Annotated in this window: 12 protein-coding genes; 1 reads left to right on the plus strand and 11 read right to left on the minus strand. The window is 72.5% G+C overall.

Annotated features, from left to right (window positions below; genetic code table 11):
• Positions 1–536 precede the first annotated feature (536 nt).
• The 11 genes from ACIHAR_RS25085 to ACIHAR_RS25135 form a co-directional block, all read right to left on the minus strand.
• Positions 537–3,059 (minus strand): tetratricopeptide repeat protein, encoded by a 2,523-nt coding sequence (locus tag ACIHAR_RS25085; RefSeq protein ID WP_400021961.1) that lies wholly within the window; start codon positions 3,057–3,059, stop codon positions 537–539.
• Positions 3,056–4,381: a hypothetical protein gene (locus tag ACIHAR_RS25090; protein WP_365462333.1), complete on the minus strand. Its 1,326-nt coding sequence runs from the start codon at positions 4,379–4,381 to the stop codon at positions 3,056–3,058. The genes ACIHAR_RS25085 and ACIHAR_RS25090 overlap by 4 nt, the downstream gene beginning before the upstream one ends.
• Positions 4,382–4,437: 56 nt before the next feature.
• Complete coding sequence (locus ACIHAR_RS25095; RefSeq protein ID WP_400021964.1) at positions 4,438–5,466, minus strand: glutamate ABC transporter substrate-binding protein; 1,029 nt, start codon at positions 5,464–5,466, stop codon at positions 4,438–4,440.
• Between the two features lie 50 nt (positions 5,467–5,516).
• Complete coding sequence (locus ACIHAR_RS25100) at positions 5,517–6,866, minus strand: hypothetical protein (protein ID WP_365462337.1); 1,350 nt, start codon at positions 6,864–6,866, stop codon at positions 5,517–5,519.
• Positions 6,867–7,213: 347 nt separating this feature from the next.
• Positions 7,214–8,185, minus strand: coding sequence for a BadF/BadG/BcrA/BcrD ATPase family protein (locus ACIHAR_RS25105; protein WP_365462339.1), 972 nt, complete (start codon positions 8,183–8,185; stop codon positions 7,214–7,216).
• Positions 8,176–9,441 (minus strand): 6-phospho-beta-glucosidase, encoded by a 1,266-nt coding sequence (locus tag ACIHAR_RS25110; protein WP_400021967.1) that lies wholly within the window; start codon positions 9,439–9,441, stop codon positions 8,176–8,178. The genes ACIHAR_RS25105 and ACIHAR_RS25110 overlap by 10 nt, the downstream gene beginning before the upstream one ends.
• Before the next feature lie 114 nt (positions 9,442–9,555).
• Positions 9,556–10,446 carry a carbohydrate ABC transporter permease gene (locus ACIHAR_RS25115; protein WP_365462343.1) on the minus strand — a complete coding sequence of 297 codons (891 nt, stop codon included), beginning with the start codon at positions 10,444–10,446 and terminating at the stop codon, positions 9,556–9,558.
• Between the two features lie 3 nt (positions 10,447–10,449).
• Positions 10,450–11,391, minus strand: a complete 942-nt coding sequence (locus ACIHAR_RS25120; RefSeq protein ID WP_365462345.1) for a sugar ABC transporter permease — start codon at positions 11,389–11,391, stop codon at positions 10,450–10,452.
• 3 nt (positions 11,392–11,394) lie between these two features.
• On the minus strand, positions 11,395–12,726 hold the full coding sequence (locus ACIHAR_RS25125) for an ABC transporter substrate-binding protein (RefSeq protein WP_400021981.1): 1,332 nt from the start codon (positions 12,724–12,726) through the stop codon (positions 11,395–11,397).
• A 93-nt stretch (positions 12,727–12,819) separates the two neighbouring features.
• The gene (locus tag ACIHAR_RS25130) at positions 12,820–14,031 is read right to left on the minus strand and encodes an ROK family transcriptional regulator (protein ID WP_400021969.1); all 1,212 of its coding nucleotides are present in this window, start codon (positions 14,029–14,031) and stop codon (positions 12,820–12,822) included.
• 242 nt (positions 14,032–14,273) lie between these two features.
• Positions 14,274–15,377, minus strand: coding sequence for a mechanosensitive ion channel family protein (locus tag ACIHAR_RS25135; protein ID WP_400021971.1), 1,104 nt, complete (start codon positions 15,375–15,377; stop codon positions 14,274–14,276).
• 314 nt (positions 15,378–15,691) lie between these two features.
• Between ACIHAR_RS25135 and ACIHAR_RS25140 the strand changes: the two genes are divergently transcribed.
• The gene (locus ACIHAR_RS25140) at positions 15,692–16,228 is read left to right on the plus strand and encodes an HNH endonuclease (RefSeq protein ID WP_018545075.1); all 537 of its coding nucleotides are present in this window, start codon (positions 15,692–15,694) and stop codon (positions 16,226–16,228) included.
• The last annotated feature ends 567 nt before the right edge of the window (positions 16,229–16,795 follow it).

Below are 16,795 nucleotides of genomic sequence, written 5' to 3' on the forward strand. Positions count from 1 at the left end.
GGTGCGTGGGCGGGTGCGCCGCTCGTGTCCGGGCCGGGGGGCGGGCTAGCGCCGTGGCCCGAAGCCCATGCGGTCGCGCCGTGGACCTCCGCGCCGGGCCGGGGGGCGCCGGGCGCCGGCGCGGCCGTGCCGCCCGGGCCGGGCAGTGATGCGTCGCCGGGGCGTGAGCCCGGCGGGGGCGTGGCGCTGAACCAGGCGCCCTGAACGGGCGTTCCGCTCGGAGCCGGAGCCGGAGCCGGAGCCGGAGCCGGAGCCGGAGCCGGGCCCGGAGCCCCACCGAGGCCCGCTCCCGCGCTCCGCGGCGCCGCGGCGCTCGCCGGGAGGCCCGACGCGGCCGCGCCGGTCCCGTACGGGCCCGGCGTCGCGGAGCCGTCCGCGGAGCCGTTCATCGTGAGGGTCGGGTGGTCGTCCGGGCGGGGCGGCACGGCGGACAGGTCGTATCCGCACGCGCCGCAGAAACGGTCACCCGCATCGAGCGGCTCCGCGCAGCTCGGACAGGTCGGCAGGGCGGCCTGCCGGGGCATCTGGGACATCAACTACACCCACGTCCGGGGGCGGTAACGATTGGCACGTTCCACCAGGTCGATCCTCTCCTCACCGCCGCTCGCCAGCCGGGCCAGCGTGCGGTACGAACGCTCCAGGCCGAAGCGGAGCCCCCGCTCGTCCAGGTCGCTGCCGAGCAGCACCCGCCGGGGGCCCGGGCCGGCGCCCTGGCCACCGGAGAGTATCCAGTCCAGGGCACTGCCGAGCACCTCCGCGGACAACAGCTCGCGCCGCGTCGCGTCCAGCCCGTACGCGTCCAACGCCTCGACCTGGGCCGCGGCGGCGGTGAGGTCCTCCAGGAAGGGTACGTCGGAGGCGGCCGCCGTCCGCTGCCGCAGCCGGGCGCGGACGGCCGCGACCCGGGCGGCCGTGTAGTGGATGGAGGACTCCGGCACCGACTCAAGCGTCCGTACGGCGCTTCTGCGGTCTCCGGCCGCCAACTGGACGCGGGACAGGCCGAACGCGGCGCTCACGTAGCTCGGGTCGGTCGACCACACCAGCCGGTAGTACTCGGCGGCGTTGTCCAACTGGCCCAGCACCTCCGCGCACAGGCCCAGCGCCAGCTTGGGCGCGGGCTCGCCCGGGAAGGCGTCGTAGATCGCGTCGAAGGCGAGGGCGGCGCCCTCCTGGTCGCCGGTGACCAGCGAGGCCACGCCCCGGTACCACACCACCCGCCAGTCGTCGTGCCGTTCGTCCTCCAGCAAACCCAGGGACGTCAGTGCCGCGTCGGAGTCGCCGTTCTCCAGCCAGGCGCGGACCTGCCGCAGCCGGGTCTCCACCGAGGGAGCCGGCGCGGCGGCCAGGGCCGTGATCAGCTCGGCCGGCGCGGAGGCCGACAGGCCCGCGAGGAAACCCGCGTTGGGGTCGCCCGGGTCGACGTGCGGGACGGGCAGTGCGAGGGCGGCGGCGTGCGCGTCGACGGGTCTGACCAGGCCAGGGGTGACGGCCGCCGGTGTGGGGACTCCCGAAATCTCGCCGGTCCGACGCGGCTTGACGATCCGTGCGCCCAGGCGCGACACCTCCCCGTCCAGACGGGGGAACAACTCCGTGTCGGTGACCCGGATCTCCGGGCCGAACAGCGTCGACAGCGCGGGCCGCGCCCGCCCGCTCTGCAGCGAGACGACCTCGCGCAGCACGCCGGTCAACTGCTCCGCCATCTCCTGCGCGGAGGCGAACCGGCGCGCCGGGTCGGGGTCGGTGGCGCGGACCAGGAGCCGGTAGAAGGACTCGTACCGGCGGAAGACCTCGATGGTGTCGGGGTCGGGCAGCGAGTCGACGTAGACGGTGGTGTAGCCCTGGAAGTCGAAGGTCAGCACGGCGAGGGTGCGGCCGACCGTGTAGAGGTCGCTGGCCACGGACGGGCCGACCTCGGCGACCTCCGGGGCCTGGTAGCCGACCGTGCCGTAGATGGCCGACTCGTCGTCGTCCATCCTGCGCACCGCGCCCATGTCGATCAGCTTGAGCTGGTCCTCGGTCTGGATCGCGTTGTCGACCTTGAAGTCGCAGTACAGCAGGTTGCGGCTGTGCAGGTGCCCGAGGGCCTCGAGGGCCTCGATGCCGTACGCGCACGCCTGCTCCACCGGCAGCGGGTCCCGCCTTCCCTCCGGGGTGCGGCGGCCGTTGGCGATCTCCTTGAGCGACTTGCCTCCGACGTACTCCATGACGATGTAGCCGTCGAGGGAGCCGGTGCGCTGGTCGAGGTGTTCGACGAAGTTGTAGATCCGGACGATGTTGGCGTGCTCGATCTCGGCGAGGAAGCGCCGCTCGGAGATGGCCGCCGCCATCGCGTCCTGGTCGCCCGTGTCGAGGAGACCCTTGAGGACCACCCAGCGGTCGGAGACCGCGCGGTCCACGGCCAGGTAGATCCAGCCGAGGCCGCCGTGCGCCAGGCAGCCCGCGACCTCGTACTGGCCGTGCACCACGTCACCGGCCTTCAGCTTCGGGACGAAGGAGTACGGGTGGCCGCACTTGGTGCAGAAGCCCTCCGTGCGCCCCGGCCGGTCACCGCGCGCACGGCCCACCGGCGCCCCGCAGTCGGAGCGCGAGCAGAACCGCTTGCGCTCGGGCACCTCGGGGTTGTCCAGGACCATCGAGTGCGGGTCGGGGCGTGGCACCTGCGGCACCGAGACCAGCCCCACGCCCAGCCGCGCCCGCCCGGAGGACCCGGCCGTCGAGCCGGAGCTGCGCACCGACACCGAGCGGCCGGTCGACCTGCCCGACAGCGACCGGGACAGGCGCCCCGACACCGAGCGGCGGGACTTCGACGACTGCGAGGACGTACGCGCACTGCGGGCGCTGCGCGCGCTGGAGCGTGAACCGCCGCTGCCCGCCGAACCCCGGCCTCCGCCGGTCACCCCGGTGGGGGGCGAGCCGACCAGCCCTCCCCCAGAGGGGGGACCCCCAGCCGAGACGACCGGGGCCAGACCGCAGGTGTCGCAGTACAGCTCGCCGCCGCCCATGTCCTCGTACGACCCGTCGCAGCCCGGCCGCTGGCAACTCCGCCCTGCCTGACTCATGGCCTCCACTCCCCCCTGTGGTCCTCGGGCCCGCCCTGCTCGGGCACCCGCGGCGCGGCGAGCAGTTCGGCCGCCGCCTGCTGGTAGCGCAGCACGGCCTGTTCGGCGACGCGCAGGTCGCAGGGCGCGCTCCACAGCATGCGGCGGGCCGCGTCGTACCGCTCGACGAGGAACGGGTCCTCCGCGAGGCCGTGCCGGGCGACCTTCGCCTTGTACGCGTCGAGGCGGCCGCGCAGCTCCGCGCGGACCGCCAGCGGCGCGGTGACCGCGGTCAACGACTCGCGGGCGCGCAGCAGTTCGTCCTCCGCCTTCTGCTCCAGGGACTCCAGGAGCGGGGACAGGCGGTGCCACTGGGCCTGTCTGCGGTACTCCGCGGCCGTCGCCAGCTGCTCCTGCAGCACGGTCGGCGGGCCGCTGACCACCGGCACCTCCGTCGCGGCGATCTTCGCGAGCACCTCACCGCGCGCGGTCCGCGCCTCGGCGAGCGTGCGGTCGGCGCGGCTGAGCACGTCCCGCAGCCGTACCAGACGCTTCTCCGCGTCCTGGCGGACCGTCAGCACCGCGTCGATCTCCCGGCGCACGTCCTCCAGGGCGCGCGCCTCGCGGTCGTAGACCGTGGTGTCGGGGCGGCCGCCGCCCGGCGCCGAACTGCCCTGCGCCGGCACCCAGAACGCCAGCGGATCGGAGACCACCTGCTCCCGCAGACGGGTCAGGGTGCGCGTGATGCGCTCCAGGTCGTCACCGGCCGGGTGCTCACCCGGGCGGACGCCGACGGAGTGCGCGAGCTGCCGGGTGCGCTGGAGCTCCGCGGCGAGTAAATCGATCCGGGCGGGCAGCGCCGACCACACCGCGTCGGCGGCGACGACCATGTCCAGCGACGAGGCGTACAGCTCGTTCATCCGGTCGACGAGCGCGGTCAGGGACAGGCTCTGGCTCAGCTTGCCCGTGCCGTGCAGCGTGGGGGCCTGGGCCAGCGCCGAGCCGGCGACCGTGACGGACTCGCCGCGCAGCAGCTCCGTCAGCTCCACCAGGTCCTCACGGCTGGACCAGCGGCGGCGCGAGCGGATCTCCCGCGCCGAGCGCAACGCCTCCGTGTACGCGTCGAAGTACGCCCACAGCAGCGTGATCGACGCCTCCGCGTCCGCCCAGCGTTCCTGGGTGACGCCGGTGAGCTCGGCACCCTCGAGGAGCCTGCGGCCGGCGTGGTCCTGCAGGGCCAGCAGCGAGGTCTCGATCGCCTCGTGCTCCTGGCCGAGCCGCGCCAGCGCACGGTCCACCTCGTCCCGGTCCATTACCGGCCCGGGGGGTCCCGTGACGCCCATCGATCACCTCTCGCTGCTGTGTCGGTCGTTCGCTTCGCTGTCTGCGTGATGATCCGTCAACTGGTGCGCAGGTACTGCGGTGCGGGCGGCGTCGACGTCGCCGCGTCCTTCCCCAGTGTCGCCGACAGCCACTTGTCGTACGACGCCTGCCAGCCGTTCGAGCGGTACTGCACCAGGATGTGGTTGACCCGGCGGACCAGGTCGTCGGCGTCCTTCTTCATGGCCACTCCGTAGTACTCGGCCGTGAACGGCGCGCCCTTGAGCTCCACCGTGGGGTCCTGGGCGGCCTGACTGGCCGCCAGCGCGCCGTCGGTGACGACCGCGTCGACCTCGCCGAGCTGCAGCAGGACCAGGCAGTCGAGCTGGTTGGGCACGGTGGTGGAGATGTCGGTGGTGGAAGGCAGCTCGCCGGTCCGGCGGTCGTCGGTCAGCCGGGTGTTGGCGATCGAACCGGTCGCCGTGCAGACCTTCTTCTTCGCCAGCGTCCCGTCGTAGCCGGTGATCGTCGACGACTTGGGGGCGAGGACCTGCTGACCCGTCCTGAAGTACGGCGCGGAGAACGCGACGTCCTTGATGCGGTCGCAGCTGATCGTCATCGTGCGCACCACCATGTCGACCCGGCCCTCCTGGATCGCAGGGACGCGCTGGTTGGTCGGAATCGCCTTGAACTGCACGGCGTCGGGGTCGCCGAGGATGTCCTGGGCGATCCGGCGCACCAGGTCGATGTCGAAGCCCTCCAACGCGGCGCCGGTGGTGTTGGGGTTGCGGTACCCCCACCGGTAGCTGTTCTGGTCGACGCCGACGATCAGCTTGCGCTTCTCGCCCTGCCGGGCCTTGATCGCGGCGATCGTCGCACCGTCCGCGGCCGACGGCGCCAGCGTCTGCTTCTCCGGGGCCTCGCACGTGGAGTCGGCCGCCGGGGTGCCTTCGGCGACGCCCCGGCCGCCGGTGCCCGTGCTGCCGTCGCCGTGCGAGCGGGTCCACGGCAGCAGCAGCACGAAGGCCAGCGCGAGCGCGCAGACGACCGCCATCGCACCGACCCCGCCCCAGCCCCTCAGGCCGGCCCGTATCCGTCGCACGCGCATCGTCACGCCCCCTTCCACCGGTACGCCGTGCTTCACCGGCACACCCCCTCTCACCGGTACTCCGACAGCCTGCGGCCGATGCCGAGGACCGCGCCCGCCGCGCCCAGGACGGCGAGGACGGCCGCGCCCACCGCCAGGCCGCCCATCGCGTCGAGGCCGTCGCCGGCCGCCTGCCTGAACTCGCCCTGCTCGTGCTCCAGCGCTCTGGCCAGGTTGGCGTCCACGCTGTCGAAGCACTCGCCCGTCGCGCCCTTGCCGCCGATCACCAGGGTCAGCGCCTGCTCGTAGTTGCCGTTGTCGTCCTGGGCGCGGGCTGCGGTGTGGCGCTTCTTCCACTCCGCCATGTTGTTCCCGGCCTGCTCGACGGGCTTCGTGCCGCTGTCGTCGTCGGCGAGCCGCTGCGCCTCGGCCAGGCCCTTGGCGAGGACGCCCATGTCCTCGGAGAAGTCGTGGTCGTACGCGTCGACCGTCTCGTCGCCGACCTTCACCGTCTCGGCGCCGCGCGCCACCAGCGTGAGGTTCTCGTTGCCGCGCGCCTTGAGGGAGGCGATGCGGGCGTCGTGCAGGACGTTCAGGGAGCGGACGCCGTGGTCGTAGGAGTCGTTCAGGCCCGCGCGGGCCACGCTGTGGCCGATCACCAGCCACAGCAGGACGACGGTGGTCGCCGCGGTGGCGGCGACCAGACCGTGGTTCAGCACCCGGTTCGTCCGGCGGTAGTTGCGGTGCTGGGCCCAGGCGAGCGCGGCCAGCGCGAGGACGCCCAGCGCGATCGCCGCCCACGGGTAGGGGGTGGCGTCCGCGTAGTCGTCCCGCAGGCGCTGGTTCTCCTTCTTGTAGAGGTCCTCCGCCGCCGGGAGCATCTCCTGCTGCATCTTCTGGTTGGCGTACCGCAGGTAGGCGCCGCCGACCGGGTAGCCCTGCCGGTTGTAGGTGCGGGCGCGCTCGACGAGGCCCTTGTACTCCGGCAGCAGCTTGTTCAGCTTGGTGATGGCCGCCGCGGAGGGGGAGCCGGGGTCGGAGTTGTTGGCCGCGGTGACGAGCTTGGCGGCGGCCGTGTCGATGTCGTCCTCGTAGCGCTTGCGGGACTCGGCCGTCTCCTGGCCGCCGGCGAGGAAGCCGCTGGAGGCGGCGGTGTTGGCGTCGGCGAGGGAGCGGTAGATGTCGGCGGCGGCCGTGCTCAGCGGCTGGCTCTTGTTCAGGACGTCGTCGGCGGCGGCCGAACGGTCGGTCATCTGCCAGGCCGTCACGGCGCCGAAGGCGACGACGAGGAGCGCGAGGAGGGCGCCGATGATGCGGAGGCGTCCTGGCTCGGTGGTCGCGGCGGCCCGCACCTGGTCGACGCCCTCGGCGAAGGCCGTGCGGCGGGCGGGTGGTGGTGCGGTGCTGCTCCTTGTTGCCACGTCTTCCGACCTCCCCCATGGTCATGGCTCGCCGCAAGTATCGCTGGCGGGAGTGACATCGCGCACCGGCCTTCACGGGATCTTGATCAGATTGCAGTCACCCCTGTTGATGAGTACGCGGTGGGTAAGTGTTCGGTTCCGTCGGCGGGGGCCGGTCCTGCCCGCGGGCCGCGGTTGCGTCATGGCTGGTCGTGACCACGCGGCGGAGCCGCCGCACGGGTACGGCCCCGCTCCCCCCGGCAGGTGCGGTCCCGCCCGTCTCGGTGGGCGCGGTTTCGTGTCCCACGGGCTGCGGGCCGCGGGCCGCGGGCGCCGGGCCGCGCGACCCGCCCCGGCACCGGACGCGGTCACACCTCGAAGTACGCCCGGACCCTTCCCTGCACGTCCATGTCCGCTCCCACCCGGTCCAGCCCGAGCAACGCCGCCCCCAGCACCGGGCGCTCCCGGACGACCCGCGGCGCCGCCTTGGGGGCCCGGGCCGCCAGCGACTCCCGGACGCGGTCGTCCAACCGGTCGTGACCCGCCGTCAGGACACCGCCGCCCAGCAGCACCGGCGTCTCCTCCTCCAGCAGCTCCAGGCGGGTCAGGGCGACCACCGCCATCGTGACCACCTCCTCCGCCAGACGGTCGACGAGCGCGCCGGCCACCGGGTCGCCCTCGGCGGCCGTGGCGAACAGGACGGGGGCCAGCTCGTGGCGGCGGGCCGGTGAGACGTGTTCCAGGTGGAGGGCCTCGATGAGGGCGTACATGGACGGCAGGCCGAAGTGGGCCGGAAGCGTGCGTGCCAGCGCCGTCGGACCGCCCCGGCCGTCCTCCGCCCGCGCCGCGTGCCACAGGGCCTCCTCGGCCAGGCCCCAGCCGCCGCCCCAGTCGCCGGAGACGCGGCCGAGGGCGGGGAAGCGGGCGGTGCGGCCGTCGGGGCGCATGCCGACGCAGTTGATGCCGGCGCCGCAGACCACGGCCACGCCCCTGGGTTCGGCCACGCCCGCGCGAAGGATGGCGAAGGTGTCGTTGCGGACCTCGACGGTCGTTCCCCACGCCCGCGCGTGCAGGGCCGCCGCCAGTCGTTCCTCCTCGACCGGCAGGTCGGCGTTGGCCAGGCAGGCGGAGACATGGGTCGCCGAGGTGACGCCGGCGGCCGTGTACGCGCGCGTGACGGCGTCGGCGAGGGCGTCCACCGCCGGGCCGACGCCCACCGCGGGCGGGCGGAAGCCGCCGCCGCGGGCCGTCGCGAGGACCTCCCCGCCGGCGGCCACGACCGCGACGTCGGTCTTGCTGTTGCCCGCGTCGATGGCGAGGACGCTTGCGGTCAGGCCCACGCGAGATGCTCCCGGTTGTGCGCGATCAGTCGGTCGGTGAGGGCGTCGGCGGAGGCGTACTGGCCGACGAGGGGATGCGCGAGCAGGGCCCGGAAGACGCGGTCGCGGCCGCCGTGCAGGGCGGCGTCCAGCGCCAGGTGCTCGTAGGCCGTCACGTTCGCCATCAGGCCCGCGAACAGCGGGTCCGGGGCTGCGACGGGCAGCGGGGACGGCCCCTGCGGGCCGACCGCCGCCTGCACCTCGATCACCGCGTCGTCCGGGAGGAAGGACAGCGTGCCGTGGTTGTGGGTGTTGACCACCTGGTACGGGCTGCCGGACCCGGTGAGCAGCGCGGCCGCCAGGTCCACGGCCGCCTCCGAGTAGTAGGCCCCGCCGCGCCGGGCCAGCAGCGCCGGCTTCTCGTCCAGGGCCGGGTCGCCGTACATCCGCAGCAGGTCCCGCTCCATCCGCGCCACTTCGGCGGCCCGTGAGGGCTTCGTCCGCAGTTCCTCCACGACCTCGTCGTGCGCGTAGTAGTAGCGCAGGTAGTACGAGGGGACCGCGGAGAGGCGGTCCAGCAGGGTGCGGGGCAGGTGGAGAGCGTCGGCGATCGTGTCGCCGTGCCCGGAGAGCAGCTTCGGCAGGACGTCCTCGCCCTCCGGGCCGCCGAGACGCACCCCCGTCTCCCAGGTGAGGTGGTTGAGGCCCACGTGGTCGAGGTGGACCTCGGACGGGGAGACGCCCAGCATCCCGGCGAACCTGCGCTGGAAACCGATCGCCACGTTGCACAGCCCGACCGCCCTGTGCCCGGCCCGGAGCAGGGCGCGGGTGACGATGCCGACCGGGTTGGTGAAGTCGATGATCCAGGCGCGCGGGTTGGTCCGGCGGACCCGTTCGGCGATGTCCAGGACCACCGGGACCGTGCGCAGCGCCTTGGCGAGGCCGCCCGCTCCGGTGGTCTCCTGGCCGACGCAGCCGCACTCCAGCGGCCAGGTCTCGTCCTGTTGCCGGGCCGCCTGACCGCCGACGCGAAGCTGCAGCAGGACCGCGTCGGCCCCGTCGACGCCGGCGTCCAGGTCGGAGGTCGTGACGACGCGGCCCGGGTGGCCCTGCCGGGCGAGGATGCGGCGGGCCAGCCCGCCGACCAGTTCCAGGCGTTCGGCCGCCGGGTCGACGAGGACCAGCTCCTCCAGCGGCAGCGTGTCCCTCAGACGGGCGAAGCCGTCGACGAGTTCGGGAGTGTAGGTCGAGCCTCCGCCGACCACGGTGAGTTTCACTGAAGGTTGCCTCGCTTCCGGAATCCGGGCTCGGTGGTCATCGGCCGGGGGTCCGGCCCGCCGCGCGGCGGCAAGGGGGCGTGGCGTCCCCCGAAGTGTCGCCGCACAGCCGCTTCACCCCTTCACCCCGGTCAGGGTGACGCCCTCGACGAACGCCTTCTGCGCGAAGAAGAACACGAGGATCACGGGGGCCATGACCAGCACGGTGGCCGCCATGGTGAGGTTCCAGTCGGTGTGGTGCGCGCCCTTGAAGGACTCCAGGCCGTAACTCAGTGTCCAGGCTCCGGGGTTCTCGGAGGCGTAGATCTGCGGGCCGAAGTAGTCGTTCCAGGCGTAGAAGAACTGGAAGAGGGCGACGGCGGCGATGCCCGGCTTCGCCATCGGGACCACCACTCTCAGCAGGGTTCGGAGGTCGCCGCAGCCGTCGACCTTCGCCGCGTCGAGGTACTCGTTGGGGATCGTCGTCAGGAACTGGCGCAGCAGGAAGATCGAGAACGCGTCACCGAACGCCATCGGGACGATCAGCGGCCACAGCGTGCCCGACAGGCCCAGCTGTTTCGCCCAGAAGAGGTACATCGGGATGACGACGACCTGCGGCGGCAGCATCATCATCGAGATCACCAGCATGAGCAGCAGGTTCCGGCCGCGGAAGCGGAACTTGGCCAGCGCGTACGCCACCGGGACCGACGACACCACGGTCAGGACGGTGCCCAGACCGGCGTAGAGGAGCGTGTTGCGCCACCAGGTGAGGAAGCCGGGGGTGTCGAACACCTTCCGGTAGTTGCCCCACTCCCAGGTGTGCGGGACCAGGTCACGGCTGAGGGCCTGACTGTCGCTCATCAGCGAGGTCAGGAAGACGAACACGAACGGCAGGGCGAAGAAGAGGGCCGCGGCGAGGCCGAGGGAGTGGACCGCGACCCACTCCAGCGCGGCCCGGCGGCGGGCCGGGCGCTCGCTGCCCGGGGGCGCCTCCACCCGCACCGGCTTGTCGAGTACGTGGGCCATCGGTCAGTCACCTGCCTGGATGAGACCGCCCCGGCGCCGCATCAGGAACGCGGTGAACACCATCGACAGGGCGAAGAGGACCAGGGCGACGACACACGCGGAGCCGTAGTCGAAGCGCTGGAAGCCGAGGTTGTAGACGAGCTGGGGGAGGGTGAGCGTCGACCGCTCCGGATAACCGGGCTCGAACTGCGTGCCCGCACCCTGGATCACGCCCGACGCGACCTTTCCCGCGATCAGCGGTTGTGTGTAGTACTGCATCGTCTGGATCACGCCGGTCACCACCGCGAACATCACGATCGGTGAGATGTTTGGCAGCGTGACGAACCGGAACCGCTGCCACGCCGACGCCCCGTCCAGCTCGGCGGCCTCGTACTGCTCCTTCGGCACGTCGAGCAGCGCGGCCATGAAGACGACCATCAGGTCGCCGATGCCCCACAGGGCGAGCAGGGTGAGGGCCGGTTTCGACCAGGCGGGGTCGTTGAACCAGCCGGGCGCCGGGACGCCGATCCTCTCCAGGATCGAGTTGACCGGTCCCGTGCCGGGGTTGAGCAGGAAGGCGAAGGCCATCGTCGCGGCCACCGGCGGGGCCAGGTAGGGCAGGTAGAAGAGGGTCCGGAAGACACCCGTGCCCGTCTTGATCCTGGTGATGAGCAGTCCGACGCCGAGTCCGAAGGCGACCCGCAGGGTCACCATCACCAGGACCAGCCACAGGGTGTTGCGCAGGGCGGGCCAGAAGAAGGGGTAGTGCTCGAAGACGTACGTCCAGTTCTGCGTCCCGCTCCACGTGGGCGGCCTGAAGCCGTCGTAGTGCATGAACGAGAAGTAGACGGTCGAGAGCAGCGGGTAGGCGAAGAAGACCGCGAAGCCGATCAGCCAGGGAGACAGGAAGAGGGAGGTCCGAAGCGCCGCCCGGCGGCGCTTCGACGCGAGGGTGAGCGTGCTCATCGGCTACTTCGCCTGCGCGATGTCCGTGTCGATCTGCTGGGCCGCCTTCTCGAGGCCGGCCTTCAGGTCGGTGACCTTGCCGCTCTCGTAGTCGTAGCCCAGCTGCTGGATCGTGGTGAGGTACACACCGCCGTTCACCGAGGCCGGTGCGGTCGTCGAGTTCGGGTTCGCCGCGATCTCCAGGAACGTTTTGAAGCGCGGGTCGTAGGTCAGCTTCGGCGACTTCAGCGCGGCCAGCGTGGAGGGCACGTTGTGGATGGCGTTGGAGAAGTTCACGACCGCGTCGGTGTCGGTGGTCATGTACTTCACCAGCTCCCAGGCCGCGTTCTGCTTCCCGCTGGTCGCGGCTATGCCGGCGATGGTGCCGGTGATGTACCCCTTGCCGTACTGGTCGGCCTGGTCGTCGGGGACGGGCAGCGGGGCGACGCCGATCTCGAAGTCCGGGTCGGCGTCCAGAGCCATGCCCAGCCGCCACTCGCCGTCGAGCTGCATGGCGACCTGACCGGTGTGGAAGGGGTGCCTGGGGCCCCACTCGTCGCCGAGGGTGGCGCGGTAGGTCTCCAGCCTCTTGTAGCCGCCGAGTGCGTCGACGAGCTTCTTCTGCAGGGTGAACGCGGCCGCCACCGCGGGGTCCTCGGCGATGGTGGACTTGCCGTCGGAGTCGAAGTACGTGGGGGAGAACTGCCCGAGGTAGTGCTCGGTGGTGGTCTCCCAGCCGTGGTAGTTCGGCATGAAGCCGAGCTGCTTGTACGTGGCGCCCTGAGCGATGGTCAGCTTCTTGGCGGTCCGCTCGAACTCGGACCAGGTCTTCGGCGGGCCGGCGATGCCCGCCTTCTCGAACGCCGTCTTGTTGTAGTAGAGGCCGTACGCGTCCCCCAGCAGCGGCACGGCACAGCGCTCGCCCTCGAACTGCGTGTACTCGTTCATCGCCTTCGGGAAGGTCTTGTCCGGGTCGATGCCGGACTTCTCGAAGAGCGGGTCGAGGTCGACCAGGGCGCCGGAGGAGCAGAACTTGCCGACGTTGTTGGTGGTGAAGGACGAGATCACGTCGGGCGCTTTGCCGCCGCCGGCGCGGAGCGCCTGGTTGATCTTGTCGTCCGTCATGTTCCCGACGACGTTCACATGGATGTTCGGGTGCGCCTTCTCGAAGCCGGCGACGAGCTCCTTCACGGCCTTGACCTCGGCCGGCGCGCTCCAGGCGTGCCAGAAGGTGAGGGTCGTCTCCGCCGAGGCGTCGTCGGTGGCGCCGGAGCCGGCCTGACCGGTACAGGCCGTGGTGAGCAGGGCGAGGGACGCGGTGAGGACGAAAGCCGTCTTTCGGACGGCTCCGGGCATGGCTGTGCGCATGACGGGATCTCCCTGGTGCACGGGTGTGGGCGAGGGACGGGGAGGGCGGTGTGCGGGGGTGGGCCTGCGGTGGGGCGGCGCTCAGCGGGAGGTGTCGAAGACCTCGTCGCGGGTGGCCGCGAGCGCGCTCTCCAGCGCGCCGCGCAGCACGGGCTGTGCGGTGACGTCGCCGACGACGAGCCGGGGCCGGGCGGCCGCCAGCTCCTCCAGCTCGGCCTGGACCAGGCCGCGCAGCACCTCGCCGCCGGAGGTGAGCGAGGCGCCGCTGAGGACGACGAGTTCGGGGTCGAGGACGGAGACGAGGGAGGCGAGACCGGTGGCGAGGCGGGTCGCGTAGGTGCGCAGAAGTTCCCGGTGCGGGCCCCGCTCCTCGGCCGCGGCCCGCCCGACGAGGGCCGCGGCCGCCTCGGCGTACGGCCCGGACGGAATGTCCTCGATGCCCAGCTCGCGGGCCAGCTGCGGGATCGCCTGGGAGCCGGCCAGCTCTTGGTAGCCGCCGCTGTTGGCCCTGGTGACCTGGCGGACGAGGGGCGCTCCCGGAACCGGCAGGAAACCCACCTCTCCCGCGCCTCCGGTCCAGCCGCGGTGCAGCCGGCCGCCGAGGACGAGGGCGGCGCCGAGGCCGCCTTCGTTCCACAGCAGCACGAAGTCCTCGTGCCCGCGGGCCGCACCGAGCCGCTGCTCGGCGACGGCGACGAGATTGACGTCGTTCTCGTACTCGACCGGCATGGGCAGCGCGGCGGCGAGTTCGTCGAGGAGGCTGGGGGAGTGCCAGCCGGGCAGGTGGGAGGCGTAGCGCAGCCGGCCGGTGTTGGGGTCGAAGGCGCCCGGGGTGCCGATGACGAGCCGGTGCACGTCGTCCCGGGCGAGCCCGGCCGCCTTCACCGCGCCCTCGAGGGCGTCGGTGACCTGCCGGACGACCGACCTCGCCGACTGCCGTCCGGGTGTGGGCAGTTCGTACGAGCCGACGGTGCGGCCGGTGACGTCGGCGACGGCGGCCACGATCCGCTCCGGGGCGACGTCGAGCCCTGCGGCGTACGCGGCGGCCGGGTTGACCTCGTACAGCTGGGCGTTCGGGCCGGGCCGCCCCTCGGTGGTGCCGGTCGCCAGCACCAGCCCCGCCGCCTCCAGGCGGGCCAGGAGCTGGGAGGCGGTCGGCTTGGACAGGCCGGTGAGCTTGCCGATCCGGGTGCGGGACAGGGGGCCGTGCGCCAGCAGGAGGTCCAGGGCGGCGCGGTCGTTCATGGCGCGCAGGACGCGCGGGGTGCCCGGCGTGCCGGCGGATCCTGCCATGGGTCGACACCTGCCTTTCAGCGGCCCAGCTTCTCAGTGACCTCGGAGGGCCGTCCACCGAGGGGCGGCCTCGGCCGATCACTGTTAGGAAGGTTTCCTATCGGATGCAGGGAAGGTAGGCCCGGGGGGAAGCGACCGTCAAGAGACCGTCGCCGGGCAACACAGTCGTTACCTCGGGGAGCGCACGACGAACGGCCGGCGCCTCGGGCGCCGGCCGTTCGTCGGGAGCGGGGTCCTCCGCGTCACTTCACGGGAGCCGCCGGTCCCGCCGGAGTGATCGGCGTCGCCGCCTGGGCCTGCGGGGACGCGGTGTTGGCGTACACCGACGGCGCCGCGACGGCGGCCGTCGGGTCCGCGTCCGCGTCCTCCTCCGCGGCAGCGGTCGCGCCGCCGACGATGCGGATGTCGGCCGCGTCGAAAGCGCGCTTGATGCGCCAGCGCAGCTCGCGTTCGACCGTCAGGGACTTGCCCGGCATCGTCTTCGCGGAGACGCGGACGACCATGGAGTCCAGCAGCACGCTGTCCAGGCCGAGCACCTCGATCGGACTCCACAGGAGCTCGTTCCAGGGCTCCTCCTTGCCCATCTTGTCGGCGACCTCGTCGAGGGTGGCCTTGACCTTGTCCAGGTCCTCGGTGGCCTTCACCGTCACGTCGACGCCGGCCGTCGCCCAGCCCTGGGAGAGGTTGCCGATCCGCTTGACCTCGCCGTTGCGGACGTACCAGATCTCGCCGTTGTCGCCGCGCAGCTTGGTCACGCGCAGGCCCACCTCGATGACCTCGCCGGTGGCGACGCCCGCGTCGATCTGGTCGCCGACGCCGTACTGGTCCTCGAGGATCATGAACACGCCGGAGAGGAAGTCCGTGACCAGGTTGCGGGCGCCGAAGCCGATCGCCACACCCGCCACACCGGCGGACGCCAGCAGCGGGGCCAGGTTGATCTCGAACGTCCCCAGGACCATCAGCCCGGCCGTGCCGAGTATCAGGAAACTCGCCACCGAACGCAGCACCGAGCCGATCGCCTGGGAACGCTGCCGTCGCCGCTCGGCGTTGACCAGCAGACCACCCAGGGCCGTGCCGTCGACCGCCTGGACCGTGCGGTTCATGCGGTCGATGAGCTTGGTGATCGCCCGCCGCACCACCACTCTCAGGATCCCGGCGATCACCAGGATCAGCAGGACCCTCAGCCCGATCGCGAGCCACGTCGACCAGTTCTCCTCGACCCAGCTGGCGGCGTTCGTCGCGCTCTCCTGGGCGTCCTGGAGCGTCGGAACGGTCACGGTCGGCGACTCCGAGGGGGTCGGCGACGGCGACGAACCGGCGGCCAGTAGGACGGCGGACAAGGACACGGCAGGTACCTCCACGTGCGGCACTGCTCCGTCCGGCGCGGCGGTCAAGGTGTTCAAGGTCACGAAAAGGTCACCGGACGGGCAGGACCACCACACTAACGGGGCATTGTGTGTGCCTACGCCGGATGCGCGAAGGAGAGACCGTGCTCACCTGCGCTTGAACGGGTTGTCAACCGGGGGATGCATCCGATGTGGTCGAAAACACTCCCAGCCCGTTACCGGGACGTGGTGGCGCGTCCACCAGGCAAGAGGGGAGACTGGCCGCAGATCGTCCCGGCGCGAGCCACGCGCCGCCGACGCCCGAGGAGGCATCCGTGCCGCATGTCCTGGTCCTGAACGCGTCGTACGAGCCGCTCGGCGTCGTACCGCTCCGCCGCGCGCTCGTCCTCGTCCTGGAGAACAAGGCAGTCTCCCTGGAAGAGTCCGGCGCCTTCCTGCACAGCGCGACCGTCACAGTCCCCGCACCCAGCGTGGTCCGGCTCAAGCGATTCGTCCGGGTTCCCTATCGGGGGCCCGTTCCTCTGACCCGGCGGGCGCTGTTCGCCCGCGACGGGGGCCGGTGCATGTACTGCGGTGGCGTCGCAACCAGCGTCGACCACGTCATCCCGCGCAGCCGCGGGGGCAAGCACGTCTGGGACAACGTCGTGGCGTCCTGCCGTCGCTGCAACCACGTCAAGGCCGACCGCCACCTGGTCGAACTCGGCTGGCGCCTGCGCCACAAACCCGCCCCGCCCACCGGGTTGGCCTGGCGCATCATCGGCACCGGCCATAGGGATCCGCGCTGGCTGCCCTACTTGCAGCCGTACGGCGCGGACGACGCCTTGGCCCGGATCGACGGCATCTCCGCCTGACGATCCGGGCCTTCGCACGCCCCGTGGCCCCACCCGGCCACGGGGCAGTCCCCGTGCCCCCGCCACCACACCGGACCAGCCGAAACACACCCGCACCCGCCTTCCGGCCGGAGCGGATGCGGCGCCGGCGCGCAGCCCGGACGCTCCCGCACTCGCCCGCGGCGGTAAGCGGGGCCGTGGCGCCGGCGCGCAACCAGGACACACCCGCACCCGCCTTCCGGCCGGAGCGGATGCGGCGCCGGCGCGCAGCCCGGACGCTCCCGCACCCGCCCGCGGGCTGCGCGCCGGCGCCGCCGCAGCCGCCCGCGGCGGTAAACGGGGTCGTGGCGCCGACGTGCAGCCAAGACGCACCCGCACCCGCCCTCCGGCCGAAGCGGCTCCTGGCGCCGACGCGCAGGCAGGACGCTCCCGCACCCGCCCTCCGGCCGGAGCGGGTCGTGGCGCGGGTGCGCAGCCCGGACGCTCCCGCAGTCGCCCGCGGCGGGGAGTGGGTCGTGGCGGTGCGGCGCAGCCCGTCGCGTAGCGCTGCACGGCCAAGGGCCACCAATTCCAGCAAGCGGCCGTACG

The sequence above is a fragment of the Streptomyces sp. NPDC052016 genome (assembly GCF_044548445.1).
In the GTDB taxonomy this organism is placed as follows: Bacteria; Actinomycetota; Actinomycetes; order Streptomycetales; family Streptomycetaceae; genus Streptomyces.

What these genes read in the sequence shown, in the direction of transcription:
- ACIHAR_RS25085 (WP_400021961.1), bottom strand. Translation starts at nt 3,059, where the DNA reads ATGAGTCAGGCAGGGCGGAGTTGCCAGCGGCCGGGCTGCGACGGGTCG.
- ACIHAR_RS25090 (WP_365462333.1), bottom strand. Translation starts at nt 4,381, where the DNA reads ATGGGCGTCACGGGACCCCCCGGGCCGGTAATGGACCGGGACGAGGTG.
- ACIHAR_RS25095 (WP_400021964.1), bottom strand. Translation starts at nt 5,466, where the DNA reads ATGCGCGTGCGACGGATACGGGCCGGCCTGAGGGGCTGGGGCGGGGTC.
- ACIHAR_RS25115 (WP_365462343.1), bottom strand. Translation starts at nt 10,446, where the DNA reads ATGGCCCACGTACTCGACAAGCCGGTGCGGGTGGAGGCGCCCCCGGGC.
- ACIHAR_RS25120 (WP_365462345.1), bottom strand. Translation starts at nt 11,391, where the DNA reads ATGAGCACGCTCACCCTCGCGTCGAAGCGCCGCCGGGCGGCGCTTCGG.
- ACIHAR_RS25125 (WP_400021981.1), bottom strand. Translation starts at nt 12,726, where the DNA reads ATGCCCGGAGCCGTCCGAAAGACGGCTTTCGTCCTCACCGCGTCCCTC.
- ACIHAR_RS25130 (WP_400021969.1), bottom strand. Translation starts at nt 14,031, where the DNA reads ATGGCAGGATCCGCCGGCACGCCGGGCACCCCGCGCGTCCTGCGCGCC.